General features: G+C 63.5%; 9 protein-coding genes and 1 pseudogene. 1 reads left to right on the top strand and 9 read right to left on the bottom strand.

The genetic code is table 11. The features are described 5' to 3' along the window. From AC3ANQ_RS17730 to speB, 9 genes and pseudogenes are all read right to left on the bottom strand, one after another. Window positions 1–1,932, bottom strand: a complete 1,932-nt coding sequence (locus AC3ANQ_RS17730; RefSeq protein WP_488302248.1) for a DUF5107 domain-containing protein — start codon at window positions 1,930–1,932, stop codon at window positions 1–3. A 150-nt stretch (window positions 1,933–2,082) separates the two neighbouring features. Then, window positions 2,083–2,823 carry a copper homeostasis protein CutC gene (locus tag AC3ANQ_RS17735; RefSeq protein WP_488302249.1) on the bottom strand — a complete coding sequence of 247 codons (741 nt, stop codon included), beginning with the start codon at window positions 2,821–2,823 and terminating at the stop codon, window positions 2,083–2,085. A gap of 52 nt (window positions 2,824–2,875) precedes the next feature. Further along, complete coding sequence (locus AC3ANQ_RS17740) at window positions 2,876–3,292, bottom strand: acyl-CoA thioesterase (protein ID WP_488305364.1); 417 nt, start codon at window positions 3,290–3,292, stop codon at window positions 2,876–2,878. A gap of 110 nt (window positions 3,293–3,402) precedes the next feature. Then, window positions 3,403–5,499 carry an ABC transporter ATP-binding protein gene (locus AC3ANQ_RS17745; protein ID WP_488302250.1) on the bottom strand — a complete coding sequence of 699 codons (2,097 nt, stop codon included), beginning with the start codon at window positions 5,497–5,499 and terminating at the stop codon, window positions 3,403–3,405. After that, complete coding sequence (locus tag AC3ANQ_RS17750; RefSeq protein ID WP_488302251.1) at window positions 5,496–7,229, bottom strand: ABC transporter ATP-binding protein; 1,734 nt, start codon at window positions 7,227–7,229, stop codon at window positions 5,496–5,498. Before AC3ANQ_RS17750 ends, AC3ANQ_RS17745 begins: the two co-directional genes overlap by 4 nt. Before the next feature lie 265 nt (window positions 7,230–7,494). Then, entirely contained in the window at window positions 7,495–9,534 is a 2,040-nt protein-coding gene (locus tag AC3ANQ_RS17755; protein ID WP_488302252.1) for an MDR family MFS transporter, read from the bottom strand. An 8-nt stretch (window positions 9,535–9,542) separates the two neighbouring features. Then, window positions 9,543–10,042: pseudogene (locus AC3ANQ_RS17760) on the bottom strand (MarR family winged helix-turn-helix transcriptional regulator). Window positions 10,043–10,220: 178 nt separating this feature from the next. After that, window positions 10,221–11,948, bottom strand: coding sequence for a thiamine pyrophosphate-binding protein (locus AC3ANQ_RS17765; RefSeq protein ID WP_488302253.1), 1,728 nt, complete (start codon window positions 11,946–11,948; stop codon window positions 10,221–10,223). Continuing rightward, window positions 11,945–13,018: an agmatinase gene (gene speB / locus AC3ANQ_RS17770; protein ID WP_488305365.1), complete on the bottom strand. Its 1,074-nt coding sequence runs from the start codon at window positions 13,016–13,018 to the stop codon at window positions 11,945–11,947. The genes AC3ANQ_RS17765 and speB overlap by 4 nt, the downstream gene beginning before the upstream one ends. Before the next feature lie 211 nt (window positions 13,019–13,229). Between speB and AC3ANQ_RS17775 the strand changes: the two genes are divergently transcribed. Continuing rightward, a complete protein-coding gene (locus tag AC3ANQ_RS17775) occupies window positions 13,230–15,218 on the top strand; it encodes an APC family permease (protein ID WP_488302254.1) in 1,989 nt (662 codons plus the stop codon). The last annotated feature ends 33 nt before the right edge of the window (window positions 15,219–15,251 follow it).

The following is a 15,251-nucleotide window of genomic DNA, read 5'->3' on the forward strand; positions in this document are numbered from 1 at the left end:
TCAGTGCATTCCGAAGCGATAGCTGGCAGGCACAGGCTCCCCAGGGCACACTTCCTGCCACAGCTCGGCGATCCCGTCTTCTCCTTCGCGGATGTCCGGTATCTCGACGCCGTCGCGCAGCATTGCTGCTGTTTCCTCGCCCCTGCCGACGCCCGCAAGGGCGAGTGCCGTCAGGAAACGGACGCGTCCGACGTCGGACATTCCGGCGGGTGACTCTGCCGCCAAGGCGAGTGCTTGCGCGGGGTTTCCGTGCCGGATGCTGAGCGTCATGGCTTCGCTGAGCAGTGGGACATTGGAGGGCTCGAGTCGGTTTGCCGTGGCAAGTTCGGCCAAGCCTTCCTCAACATTGTTGGTAGCGAGCAAGGCAAGGGCCCGGCCCCTGTGGGCGAGGACCGTGGAACGGGGCGAGAGGGTATTTGCTGCCAGGGCGTTGCCGTATCCGGCGATCGCGCCGGCGAGGTCCTGGCCGGCGTGCTTCATCGTGGCCAGGTGGAACTGTGCTTCCGCTCCCCCATCCTTTGCCAGGAGTTCTTCCCAATCCGCTCCGGCCACGAAACTCCCGGCGCCCGTGAAACTACCGCCTTCCAGCAGGCTGTGCCAAGGGCCTGTTTCCTCGATGGCGTCGGGGGTCGCTTCATCGGCGAAGGGTGTACCGCTTTCGTCGAGCCACACGCGTCCTGAGCGTCGCCGTCGTGCACTTTCCAAAGCACCCCAAGCGCTGCCGCGCACCAGCATCTGGTCCGGATGCAGCGCGTAGTTCCGCGTGGCTTCGGCAAGCGCCTCTTCCAGCGCCGCGTCCGGGACAAGGTCTTCGAGCCGGGCGCTGGCATGGGCCACGGCCTCGTCCCAATCCTGGCCATGGGAGATGCCGGGATCCAGTTTCGAGTTGCCGTAGGCCTCCACCCAGCTCCATTCGGCCCGGGCAGGCATGGCCAGATGTTCGAATTGGGTTTGCGCCAATCCTGCTTGGATCTCGGCGTACGGGCCGGCCCCGGGGCTGAGCCATTCCTGCCAGCGTTTCCCGCCGTCGCCCTGGCCCCAGACGAATAGCTTCTTCCCCCGCAGGAGGCTGGTGGACAGCATGGCGAGGCCGTCGCCGTCGTGGTCCACCGCAGCGATCCAATGCCGGTGTCCCGGCTGGATGTCGAAGAAGAAATCCGCGGCGTGCGGGCTGTTCACCAGCCAGGTGGCATCCATGCCCTGATGCTGCGTGGGCCGGACGCGGGCGATGTCCGTGGTGTAGTCGCTGCCGAAAGCCTCGGAGGCGGGCGCAATCACGCGTGTTTCCGATGTCTCAGGAACGGCCGCATTGCTCCACCAGTACATGGGGACGTCGTGGTCATGGGGGTTGCGGATCCGGACCGCCGTGAGCAGAACGTCCGAGTCCTCCGGAAGCCACATGTCCACCTGGAAAACCACTTCGCGGAGGCGTTCGAACTCCCACATCCGCAGCACGTCGTGGCCCTCAGGCGTTTTGACGATGGCCGTGTGCAAAGGATCGCAGGTGGTGGGTGAATGCCCGCGGGTACCGATGTTCCATTCGAGACCGCCCGCGAACCACGCCTTGCGCAGCGCGATGTTGGCAAACTGCAAGGTCCCATGAGTGTGCAGTAGCTGCTTTCCCGAGGCCTTGTCGAAGAGCTCCCAGAGCCTGCCGCCCAAGGTGGGGAGGACAACAGCCCGTAGCTTGCTGTTCTCAAACACGACGGCGGGCACCTCGTGGGCGGTCCGCTCGCGCGAGTAGCCGTCCTGCATCAGGTACGGGAACATGTTCGGCACTTGGCCGTAGCGGGCTGCGGCCTGCAATTCCTCTGGGACCCCGTCGCCGATCCTGTACGGCTGGTCCAGCTCTGCCGTGACCACCGGCAACGGGCTGGTGGGGCCCAACGCCGCCATGTTCAGGGTGAAGGTGGAGAAGCTCAGGTTTTGCATCTTTGTGACTCCTGAATGGCTTTTTCAATCGCAATATTTCATCCATCTTTGACCGAAGTCGACGCGGTGTAAAGGGAACCACCCAAGTACCTCGCACTTAATGTCGTTATCAGCGCCCAAAACGGCATTAACTGTCAGTCAGTGGGGATGTCACCCCGCTGCGGCGCGTGCGGCCCTCACCAAATCGCGGTCGGTGATCATGTACGCCGTCGGGTCTGAATGCCCCGGCGAATCGAGGGAACTGGCTTGGTTCTTCCAGGTGGAAACTGTGATCTTGGCCGACAAGTGGACCGCGCTCAGGCCTGCCGCGCTCAGGGCGGGGATATCGTCGAGGGCTAGTCCGCCGCCTGCCATGACCTCAAGCCGCCCCGCTGCCCGCTGGACCATGCGCTCGAGCGTCGCGATCCCCGCACCCACGGTGGCGGTACCCCCGGAGCTGAGCACCCGCGTGAATCCGAGTTCCACGAGCTGCTCGACGGCGGCTGCGGGCTCTGGTGTCTGGTCGATGGCACGGTGGAATGTCAGTTGGGCGGCAGGGTTGGTCTCAAGGGCTGCATCGGCGAGCTTTCGTGTGGCCTGGACGTCGATTTCGCCGGCGGCGGTCAGGACACCGATCACCACTCCGTGTGCTCCTTGGGTGAGCAGGAACCGGATCTCGCGGTCCATAGTGTCCAAATCCGCGCGGGAGTACAGGAAATCTCCAGGCCGGCTACGGATGAGCGGGTGGATCTCCAGCCTTCCGCTGGCAGCTTCCTGTGCGGCGTCCATAAGGCCTTGGCTCGGGGTCAGTCCCCCAAGCTCCAGGGCGCTGCAGAGTTCAATCCGGTCCGCGCCTTCTTCAGCGGCAACGGCAGCACCCTGGGCACCGACAGCGACGATCTCGAGTTTCATGGGGAAACTCTACGGTCACCGGGATGCACAGGGCGCTGCTGTAATGCTTCGCTTAGGCCCGGTAGGGTTCCAGCTGCTGCTTTTGCTCCGGAGTAAGCCTGCGGACCCGGCCGGTGGACTCATCCACAAAAGCAAGATGCGTGCTGGCTTTGACGCAGTCCTCGCCGGTCACGGGATCCTTGATGACGTAGTGGAGGTCAAAGCTGGCACCCTTTACGGCACCCACCCAGATCTCAACAACTGCCGGAACGTTCCGGTATTCCAAGGTCCGGACGTACCGGACCTTGTGCTCCACCACAAGGGTCATGACTCCATCTTCAACATCGTTGAAAATGGAGACAGGCGGCTCGGCACCGGGCAAACCTGCGCCGCGCGGCGGACCGAAGGCCGCGATACGGGCCTCCTCCAACATGCGGACGATCTGAACGTTGTTGATGTGCCCGTAAGCGTCCATGTCGCCCCAACGCATCGGCACGAGGACCTTGATGCGCTTTCCGTGCCCTGAATCCGTTGCTGACGCAGCGTCCGGGTTCTGCGGGGCGTCCGGATCCGTCCCTGCCACTACTCCGGTATCCGCGCTCAGCTGTGCACCGCCGTCGAATCATCCACAGCGACTTCTTCGGCATCCTCACCGGCAAACTGCGACATGTACAGGCGATAGTACGCACCCTGCAAAGCGAGCAGTTCGTTGTGGTTGCCCTGCTCCACGATGCTGCCGTTTTCCATCACCAGGATGGTGTCGGCGTCGCGGATGGTGGACAAACGGTGGGCGATGACAAAGCTGGTGCGATCCGTGCGGAGGGCAGCCATGGCTTTCTGGAGCAACAACTCGGTACGGGTGTCAACAGAGCTCGTTGCCTCGTCCAGGATCAGCAGCGAGGGATCGGAGACGAAGGCCCGGGCGATGGTGATGAGCTGTTTCTCGCCCGCGCTGACGTTGTTGCCCTCCTCGTCGATGATGGTTTGGTAGCCGTCCGGCAGGGCGCGGACGAAGCGGTCCACGTAGGTGGCCTTGGCCGCTTCCATGATCTGTTCCTCGGTGGCGTCGAGGTTGCCGTACTTGATGTTGTCGTAGATGGTGCCGCCGAACAGCCACGCATCCTGGAGAACCATTCCCACCTTGGAGCGAAGCTCGGAACGGCTCAGCTCCTTGATGTCCACCCCGTCCAGGGTGATGCGCCCTGAGTTGAGTTCGTAGAACCGCATGACGAGGTTGACCAGGGTGGTCTTGCCCGCACCCGTAGGCCCGACGATCGCCACGGTGTGTCCCGGCTCGGCGCTGAGGGACAGGTCCTCGATCAGCGGCTTGTCGGCAACGTAGCTGAAGGACACGTTCTCGAATTCGACGTGGCCGTCGGTGCGCGGGGGCAGGTGACGGGCCGCGTTCTCCGGCATTTCCTCTTCGGCATCCAGGAACTCGAAGACACGTTCAGCCGAGGCGACACCGGACTGCAGCATATTGGCCATGCCTGCGATCTGCCCGAGGGGCTGGGTGAATTCACGCGAGTACTGGATGAACGCCGTTGCATCGCCAAGGCTCATGGAGCCGGAGGCCACGCGCAGGCCGCCGACGACGGCGATGCCTACGTAGCTGAGGTACGAGACGAAGTTCATGGCCGGGAAGATGATGCCGGACACAAACTGCGCCCCGAAGGAGGCCTTGTAGAGGGCTTCGTTGCGTTCGTCGAAGCGATCCAGCATGTCCGCGTCGCGCCCGAACACTTTCACGAGTTCGTGACCGGAGAACGATTCCTCGATCTGGCCGTTGAGTGAGCCTGTGTTCTTCCACTGGGCGGCGAAGAGCTTCTGGCTGCGAGCGCCGATCACGCCGGCAAGGACACCGGAGAGGGGCAAGGCAACCAGGGCGATCAGGGCCAGCTGCCAGGACACGATGAACATCATGACGGTGATGCCCAAGACCGTCAGCACCGAGCTGACCAGCTGCGCGAACGCCTGCTGGAGCCCTTGCTGGACGTTGTCGACGTCGTTGGTCACGCGAGACAGGATGTCGCCGCGCTGGCGGGTGTCGAAGTAGTTCAGGGGCAAGCGGTTGAGCTTGGCCTGGACGTCATTGCGGAGGCGGTTGATGACCTTCATGACGATCTTGTTCAGGATGTAGCCCTGGGCCCACAGGAAGATGTTGGCCACGAAGTACATCAAGAGAACGATCGAGATCAGGAACGTCAGCTTCGAGAAATTGATCCCGTTGGTGAGCTCCATCTTGGAGACCATGTCTGCGAAGTTGTTCTGGCCGGCTCGGCGGAGTCCTTCGGCGAAGGCCGCTTGGCTCACGCCAGGAGGCAATTGCTTGCCCATGACACCGCCGAAGATGACGTCCATGGCGCTACCGAGGATCTTCGGGGCGATGACGTTCAGGACAACGGAAACCACCACGAGGCCGATGACGAAGACCACGCCTGCGGCTTCCGGCTTGAGCAGCCCCAGGAGCCGCTTCGCGGACGGTCCGAAAGCCTTGGCCTTCTTGGCCGGCAGGTTGCCGAACATGCCGCCGTCGGCTTCGCCTGGAGTGTATTCGGCTTCTTCGACGTCGTCATCGTCCACAGCTGTTACGGCACCGGCTGCGTCCGCGTCCTTCGCTTCCGCAGTTTCGCGCGCTGCCTTGGCTGCCTCGGCCTTCGCGGCCCAGCCACGCTTTTGCTGGTTCTGTTCGCTCATGCCACTTCCTCGGCGCTTAGCTGGGATTCGACGATCTCCTGGTACGTGGGTGACGTTTCCAACAGCTCATCGTGGGTGCCCCGGTCAACGATTCTGCCGTTGTCCAGGACGAGGATCTGGTCCGCATCCGCAATGGTTGAGACGCGCTGGGCCACGATGATGACCGTGGCATCCTGCGTCTTCTCCTTCAGCGCCCTACGAAGGCGGGCGTCCGTGGCCACATCCAAGGCCGAGAAGGAGTCGTCAAAGAGATAGACCTTGGGTTGTGTCACCAAGGCCCGGGCGATGCAGAGGCGCTGCCTCTGGCCGCCGGAGACGTTGGTGCCGCCTTGCGCGACCCGCCGGTTAAGGCCGGAAGACTTTTCCATCACGAAGTCCTTGGCCTGCGCGGTTTCCAAGGCATCCCAGAGTTCCTGGTCCGTGGCATCGGTCTTGCCGAAGCGCAGGTTGTGCTCGATGGTTCCGGAGAACAAGTACGGCTTCTGCGGCACGGTGGCCACGCGACTGGTGATTTCGTCGCGGTCCAGGCTGGTGACCGGAACGCCGTCGAGCAATACATCGCCGGACGCGACGTCGTACAGTCGCGGCAGCAGCGATACCAAAGTGGTCTTGCCTGCGCCTGTGGATCCGATGATGGCGAGGGTCTGGCCCGGCTCCGCAGTGAAGGAAATGTTGCTCAGCACGGGAGCTTCAGCGCCGGGGTATTTGAAGGTGACGTCGCGGAATTCGACGCGGCCCTTCTTCTCCGCGGGCGCCACGGGCGCTTCCGGATCGTGGATGGAGGGTTCGACGTCGAGGACCTCGCCGATGCGGTCCGCACAGACGGAGGCACGCGGGATCATCATGGCCATGAAGGTACCCATCATGACGGCCATGAGGATCTGCAGGAGGTATTGCAGGAACGCAGTCAAGGAACCCACCTGCATGTTGCCCGCATCCACCCTTTGACCGCCGAACCACAGGACTGCTGCCGTGGAAAGGTGCAGGATCATTCCGATGGCCGGGAACATCAAGACAAACAGGTTGCCGATCTTGACCGAAACCAGGGTGAGATCCTTGTTGGCGTCACCGAAGCGCTTGGCCTCGTAAGGTTCACGAACGAAGGCCCGCACCACCCGGATACCGATGATCTGTTCGCGCAGCACGCCGTTGATGGCGTCGATCTTCTTCTGCATGGAGCGGAAGAGCGGCATGAGCCTGACCACGATGTAGCCAACCACGGCCACGAGGACCGGCACCGAGACCCAGACAAGCCAGGACAGGCTAAGGTCCTCGCGCAGGGCCATGATGATGCCGCCCACGCACATGATGGGCGTGGACACCATGAAGTTCAGGCCCATCAGCATGAGCATCTGCACCTGCTGGACGTCATTGGTGCCGCGGGTGATCAACGTGGGCGCACCGAAGCTGTTGACATCCTTGGCCGAGAAGCTGCTGACCTTGCGGAAGACGTCCCTGCGCAAGTCGCGGCCCATGGCCATGGCCACGCGGGAACCGAAATAGACGCCCGCGATGGCCGCAATGACCTGGCCAAGCGCGACAGCGAGCATCAGGGCACCGGTCTGCCAGATGTAGTTGGTATCCCCCCGGGAAACCCCTTCATCGATGATCTTGGCGTTGAGGCTAGGAAGGTAGAGGGTGGCAATGGTAGACGCCAACTGGAAGATGATGACGGCCAGTATCTGCGGCAAATACGGCTTGGAGTAGCGCCGTATCAGGGTGACAAGCATGCCCACGGATCCTTAATGAGAGAGTGCGCGAATGAACTAATGCGAATGACTTAATACATGGATAGCAGCAGGCGCTGACAGTATTAGTCCCTCAACTCTACGAAATCCGTTGCCTCAGCGAAATATTGATAGCTAAATATCATCCTTGCGGCGTACCTGAGCCGCTGCAGCGCTTCCAAGCCCGCTGGAGCGGCTCCTGGCTCCTGGCTCCTGGCTCCTGGCTCCTGGCTCCTGGCCCGCCTAACCCTCTGGCCCGCGTGACCCTCTAGCCCGCGTGCCGCCCGGTTTCCCCTGCCCTCGAGGCTTCGCCCGCAATGAGCAGCAGGGCTGCCCTTTCCTGGCGGCGACGCTCACGCTTGAGTTCCTTGCGCAGCGCGGCCAACTCCTCGGCGGTCTTCGACTGCTCGACGGCGGTGGCCTGCTGTTCGTGCACGCGCGCCTGGAGCTCGCGCTGTGCTTGGCTCAGCTGAAGCTGTTGCTCAGCCAGCAGCCTCTGGGTCCGGGCAAGCTGGTCCTGGACCTCGCGCAGGCCAGCGGCAGGGTCCGGCCGTTCCTGCGTCAGGATCCGTGCGAACTCAAGGTCCAGATCATCGTGTTCTTTCTCGGCCGCTGCGCGGGCGCGGCTGGCACCCAAGGGGGTGCCGCCGTCGTCGGCTGCTTGGGGAAGCTCAGCGGCCTCGATAACAGGCAGCGCTGAGGTGTCCAGTGTCATCGCGGCCTCGCCGGAAGCATTTGCCAGCAGTTCCTTCTCCGGCGAGGCGTCCACTGTCTTCCGGAGCGGAACCTCCTTGATGAACAGGACCGCGAGGAAAGCGACCACGGCAATGGCCGCTGAGATGAGGAAGATCTGGGCGGTTGCATCGCCATACGCGGCACGCATGATGTCCCGGATCGGGGCAGGCATGTCAGCAAGATCCATGCTTCCGCCGCTGGACCCGCCGCTCACCGGGATGTGGGCTGCGGCGAGGCCTTTGGTGGCAAGGTCCTTGACGTGCGTAGCCATGATGGCACCGAGCACGGAGACGCCGATCGCGCCACCCACCGAGCGGAAGAATGCCACGGACGCGCTGGCTGTTCCGATGTCCTGGGCACGGACGGTGTTCTGGACCGCGAGGACCAGGTTCTGCATCAGCAATCCAAGGCCCAGGCCGAAGATGGCGGTGTAGCAGCAGGTAATCCACAGTTCCGTGGTGTGGTCGATAGTGCCGGTGAAGGCAAGGCCGCCGGCCAGCAGCACGGTGCCTGCCAACAGGAACCGCTTCCACTTGCCGAAGCGGCTGATCAGCTGGCCGGACGCCACTGAGCCCAAAAGGTTGCCCGCAATCATGGGCAGTGTCAGAAGGCCTGCCTCGGTGGGCGTGGCGCCGCGAGCTACCTGGAAGTACTGGCCCAGGAACGTGGACGAGCTGAACATCGCGATACCGACGGCCACGGAAGCCAGGATCGCCAAGGCCGTGGTGCGCTGCGAGATGATCTTCAACGGGATGATGGGCTGGGCCACTTTGGATTCGACCAGCACCAACAGTGCCAGCAGAAGCACGCCGCCGCCCACCATGAGGGCCGACTGCCAGGAGATCCAGTCGTAGTAGTCCGGGTTACCGGCGAAGGAAACCCAGATGAGGAGCAGGCTCACGCCCGAGGTCAGCAGGATGGAACCGAGCCAGTCGATCTTGGCGGGGCGCTTGATGTGCTGGATCTTGAGGGTCACCTGGAGCAGGATGAGCGCGACGACGGCGAGCGGCACACAGACGAAGAACGTCCAGCGCCAACCGAGCGGGCTGTCAACGATGAATCCACCGAGGAGCGGTCCGCCGGCGGTACCAACGGCCATGACAGCGCCCATGTAGCCGGAATACTTGCCACGGTCCCGCGGCGGAATCATGGTGCCGATGATGGCTTGGGCCAAGGCGGTGAGCCCACCCATCGCGATGCCTTGGATGACGCGGGCGGTCAAAAGGAACGGAATGCTTTGGGAGAAGCCAGCCATGACCGAGCCGGCTACGAAGATCACGATGCTCAGCTGGACCAGGAGCTTCTTGTCGAAGAGGTCGGCGAGCTTGCCCCAGATGGGAGTGGTGGCGGCGTTGGCCAACAGCGAGGCCGTGATGACCCACGCGAAGTCCGTTTGGGTGCCATGGAGATCGGACATGATGGTGGGCAGGGCGTTGGCCACAATGGTGCTGCTCAGGATGGCGGTGAAGAATGCCGCGAGGAGGCCGGTCAGTGCTTCCATGATCTGGCGGTGCGTCATGGGCGCGGATGATGCCGGCACCGCCGTCGAACGTTCTTGTATTCGGGTTGCCATTGCTGCTCCTAAGCTGTGTGGTTCGAGTGGTGGGAGCCGGCCGCCGTTGCCCGGACTGAGTGGTTGAGTGATACTGAGTGGTTGAGTGATGCGGTCAATTTCTCTAGGACCTGACCGGCTTCCAGAGCGTCCTCCTCGCTCCACTCCGCGAGGTAGGCCCGTAAATTGAGGCTGCGCTGTTCTTCGAAATCCCGGACCTTTTCAATGCCGGTTTCAGACAGGGCCACCAGCTGGGCCCGGCCGTCCGCGGGATCGGGTCGCCGGACCACCAAGCCGAGTTCTTCCAATTCGGCAATGTGCCGGCTGAGGACCGGTGGGCTGACGCCGAGGCGCGAGGCGAGCTTCGTGGCCCGCGACTCCCCTCGCCGATGAAGCGCATGACGCCCTGCAGGGCGAACCCCACGTCGGCATCCTTCGCGATGTTTGCGGTCACGATGCAACGCAGGACCCGCTGGAGATCGAAGATCTGATGGACGAGCTCGGTTGCTGTGCTGGATGCGACAGCCATGGAAGACACCTCACTTTTGTTTGCCTAAAGCAACTATACGCCAATTTGATTGCTTTGGTAAACTAACGAAGTGGTAGGTGCGTTAAACGCCAAGCGCGAGCTGGCAGCTCATGCCCTCAATCTTCGAAAAAGGGGTCATTAGCTGCCAGCTCGCGCTGGGTTTGGGGCGTTTGGAGGGTCAGTTGCCCAAGTGCGTGGGCCCGAACATCTTGAGCAGGGTTTCAACTACGACGACGTTGGGGCCGTCCGCGGCGAAGCCCTCCCGGAGCGCGTCCCCGACGTCCTCGGGGGCCACGCGGCGGGCCGGGACGCCGAAGGCCTCGGCGAGCTTGACGAAGTCCGGGCGGGCCAGCTCTGTGGCGGTGGCCTTGCCGAAGGCACCCACCATGTATTCACGCAAGATGCCGTAACCGCCGTCGTCCACGATCAGCCAGGTCACCGGGATGTTGTGCTGCTTGGCGGTGGCCAGCTCCGAGATCGAGTACATGGAGGAACCGTCGCCGGAGACTGCAAGCACGCGGCCCGGTTTACCCACGGTTTCCAGTCCCACGGCACCGCCGATGGCCGCCGGGAAGCCGTAGCCGAGGCCCCCGGCGCCCTGGGCCGAGTGGAACTGGCCTTCTCGCGAATCCCAGCAGCTCCATCCCCAGTACGCGGAGATGGTCATGTCCCAGAAGGTCTGCATGTCGGCCGGGACGGCCTCGCGGATATCGGCCATGAACTTCAGTTCCTTGCCGAGGTCCTGCGATTCAAGGCGTGCCTTTACCTTGGCCAGGGACTCCTTGACGAGATCCTCGGGCGAGGTGCCGTGCCAGTCCGGTGCCGCCGCCACAGACAGTGCCTCATCCAAAGCAGAATCGAGGGCGGCAAGGGCTTGGCCGGCGTCGGCGCGGATGCCCAGGCCGGGCCGGTTGGACTCCAGGACCCGGGGTTCGGCGTCGATCTGGATGATCCGCCCGCGAGGCTCGAAGGTGAAGTAGTTGGACGTGACCTCGCCCAGGGAAGAGCCGATGACGATCAGCACGTCGGCGTCCTCGAGGACATCCGTCATATGGCGGTCCTCGATCCAGGACTGCAGCGAGAGCTCATGGTTCCAGGGGAACGCGCCGTTGCCGCCCGGCGTGCAGATCACCGGGGCGCGGAGTTTCTCGGCGATCGACAGGAGGGACTTCTCAGCGCGGCCACGGCGCGCGCCGCCGCCGGCGATGATCGCTGGACGTTCCGCCGTCGAGAGCCATTTCACGGCTTCGCGGATCAGCTCCACGCGCGGCGGGTTGTCAGCCGCTTCGGCGACGGCGTCTTCCACGGGCGGGACCATGATGGGGTCCAGGAGCACGTTCTGCGGAATCTCGATCCACACGGGGCCCTGCGGGGAGGAAATGGCCTCGGTCCAGGCATCCTGGATGGCCGAGGGAATCCCGGACGCGTGCTGGATGAGGCGCTGGCTCTTGGTGACGTTCGCGGCCGAGGCCTTCTGGTCATCGAGCTGGTGCAGCATGCCCTTGCGGCGCGCACCCAGGCCCTCCAAGGGGATCTGGCTGGCTACAACAACCATCGGTACGCCAGTCGCGTAAGCCTCCTGGAGTCCGGCCAGCGACGTCAGCGCGCCCGGACCAGTGGACAGGAACAGCACACCGACTTCGCCCGTGGCCCGGGAATACCCGTCGGCGGCGAAAGCCGAATTGTTCTCCACCCGGGAAGAGACGAAGTGCAGATTGCCGCGGCCCATTGCATCGAACAGGCCGAGAGCGTGCTGGCCAGGGATACCGAAGACTGTCTTCGCGCCAAGCGCTTCGAGGGTCTCGACGACGAGGTCCCCGCCGTTGCGCTGGGGTCCGGCCGGGGCCTCCGGCCGCGAGGGGCCCCCAGCCGAGCCTGCGAGGGTGGGGAGCGGCTGGGGATTCATCGCTGCACTCCAGCAGAGTTGGCGACGAAACCGGCCGGGCGCCGGGATTCCTGGCCGAGGGCCTGGGCTGCGTACCCGTTCGGGGCGCCGTGGCGGTTGCCTTCAACGGCGTTGTCCGCCATGAGGGTCACGAGTTCGTAGGCGACGTGGCTGCCTGCGACGCCGGTGATTTCAGCGTGGTCATATGCCGGGGCAACTTCGACGATGTCCGCGCCAACGAGGTTCATGCCACGGAAGCCGCGGATGATTTCGAGGAGCTCGCGGCTGGTGATGCCACCGGCTTCAGGGGTACCCGTGCCCGGAGCGTGGGCCGGATCCAGGACGTCGATGTCCACGGAAATGTACAGCGGGCGGTTTCCGATGCGGTCGCGGATCTTGGCCACGGTTTCCAGGACGCCCTGGTAGTAGACGTCCGCCGAGGTGACGATGCCGAAACCAAAGCGGTGGTCGTCGTCGAGGTCCTTCTTGCCGTAAAGCGGGCCGCGGGTACCGACGTGGCTGATGGCCTCGGTATCCAGGATGCCCTCTTCGACGGCACGGCGGAACGGGGTGCCGTGCGTGTATTCGGCGCCGAAGTAGGTGTCCCAGGTGTCCAGGTGGGCGTCGAAGTGCAGCATGGCGACGGGCTCGCCAGCGCGTTCGGCGGCTGCACGGAGCAGCGGCAGGGCGATCGTGTGATCGCCGCCGAGCGTCACGAGCTTGCTTCCGTTGGCGGTCAGGTCCAGCGCGTTCTGCTGGATGGTCTCGATGGCCTCGTTGATGTTGAAGGGGTTCACGGCCATGTCCCCGGCGTCGGCAACCTGGATGTTCTCAAAGGGGCTGATGTCCCACGCGGGGTTGTACGGGCGGAGCAGGCGGCTGGCTTCACGCACATGGTTGGCGCCAAAGCGGGCGCCGGGGCGGTAGGAAACACCGGAATCGAAAGGAACGCCGACAACGGTGACGTCGGCCTTGGACACCTGGTCCAGCCGGGGCAGGCGGGCATAGGTGGCAGCACCGGCGTAGCGCGGGATTCGGGCCGAATCAATGGGACCAAGGTTGCCGTTGGCCTCAATACGAAGCTCTTCCAAAATGCGCCACTCCTTCAGTGAATAGATGACTGTGACACCAATCATACACTCAAAGTTGTCTTATATGCATCACTTGTTTACATGGGAATGATCGTCATGATGGTGACCCCCGTCACATGAGGCGTAAAGATTCCATAAAAACCGGCCTCCCTCCCCGGACGCGCCCGTACGCTCCATCTGGAGCAGCTTCCAGGCTGCGCGAAAGGACCATGTGACAACGCTGACCAGGCCGCCCGCCGAACCCTCTGACCGACGCAAGCCCGCGGGCGAAATCAAACAGGGGCAATTCAAGCGATGGCTGCTTGACGGCATGCCCGAGACGTCGGGAAAGCGGCAAGGTCCGCACGGAAAACCGGACGAGGACCACACGCCCCAGTCTTGGTGGAAGGTCATGTGCCTCACCGGCGTCGACTACTTCTCCACCCTCGGCTACCAACCCGCCATTGCGGCACTTGCGGCCGGCATCGTCTCGCCGCTGGCCACGATCGTCCTGGTCGCCGTCACCCTGCTTGGCGCCTTGCCGGTCTACCGCAGGGTTGCTTCCGAGAGCCCCCGCGGCGAAGGCTCCATCGCGATGCTCGAGCGCCTCCTCCCCCGCTGGGGCGGCAAACTCTTCGTGCTGGCGCTGCTGGGCTTCGCGGCCACGGACTTCATGATCACCATGACCCTCTCCGCCGCGGATGCGAGCGCCCACGCGATCGAAAATCCGTTCGCGCCGGAATGGCTCCACGGCCAGGAAATCGCCATCACGTTGGCCCTCATCGCCGGCCTTGCCGTGGTGTTCCTGCGCGGATTCAAGGAAGCCATCAACGTCGCCGTCGTGCTCGTGGGCGTCTATCTGGTGCTGAACGCCGTCGTCGTCGTTGTCGGCCTGACGCACGTGGTGACCGAGGCACATGTGGTGACCGACTGGTGGGCCGCCCTGAACCAGCAACACGGAAACCCGTTGATCATGGTGGGCATCGCGCTCCTGGTCTTCCCGAAACTCGCGCTGGGCCTCTCAGGCTTCGAGACCGGCGTCGCGGTCATGCCGCAAATCAAGGGCAGCCCGAGCGACACGGAAGCGAATCCCGCGGGCCGCATCCGCGGCACTCACAAACTGCTCACGACGGCGGCGCTCATCATGAGTGCTTTCCTGGTGGCCTCGAGCTTCATCACGACGTTCCTGATCCCGGCCGCTGAATTCCAGCCGGGAGGGAAAGCAGACGGACGAGCCCTTGCATTCCTTGCGCACCAATTCTTGGGCGACGGCTTCGGCACGGTCTATGACATCAGCACCATCGCCATCCTGTGGTTCGCCGGCGCCTCCGCCATGGCCGGCTTGCTGAACCTTGTGCCGCGCTATTTGCCACGCTTCGGCATGGCCCCTGCATGGACCAAGGCCGTCCGGCCGCTGGTCCTGGTATTCACTGCCGTTGCCTTCATCATCACGCTTGTCTTCAAAGCCAACGTGGAAGCCCAAGGCGGTGCATATGCCACTGGTGTGCTGGTCCTCATGACTTCGGCATCGATCGCGGTCACCCTGTCCGCACGCAGGAAGATGCAGAAGGGCAAGACCATCGCATTCGGCGCGGTGGCCGTGGTCTTCGCTTACACCACGGTGGCCAATGTGGTGGAGCGACCGGATGGCATCAGGATCGCGGCGTTGTTCATCCTTGGCATTGTGCTGGTGAGCTTCGCGTCGCGGATACGCCGTTCCTTCGAACTGCGCGCCACGCACATCAAGATGGACAAGATGGCGCTCGAATTCACGGCCGCCGATGAGGAAGGTCCCATCCGGATCATCGCCCACGAGCCAAAGCGGCTGACCGCCGATCGGTACCTGTTGAAGCTGCAGCACGCCAAGCAGGCCAACCACCTGCCGGAAGACAGCGACGCGATCTTCATCGAAATCATCGTGGATGACAGCTCCGACTTTGAGCAGGAACTCCTGGTGGAAGGCAAGCGCCGGCACGGCTTCAAGATCCTGGAGATCCACAGCAACAACGTGCCCAACACGCTGGCCGCGGTGCTGCTCCACATCCGCGACGTCACGGGTCTCATGCCGCACATCTATTTCCGCTGGACCGAAGGCAATCCGATCGCCAACCTGAGCAAATTCCTCTTTTTCGGCGAGGGTGAGATTGCCCCGGTAACCCGCGAAGTGCTGCGGGAAGCCGAACAGGACATTACGCGCAGGCCTTGGGTGCACGTGGGCTGAACATGGCAGTGTTGGTGCCGCACCTCGTGGTGC

Source organism: Arthrobacter sp. DMZ02-1R (assembly GCF_057747935.1).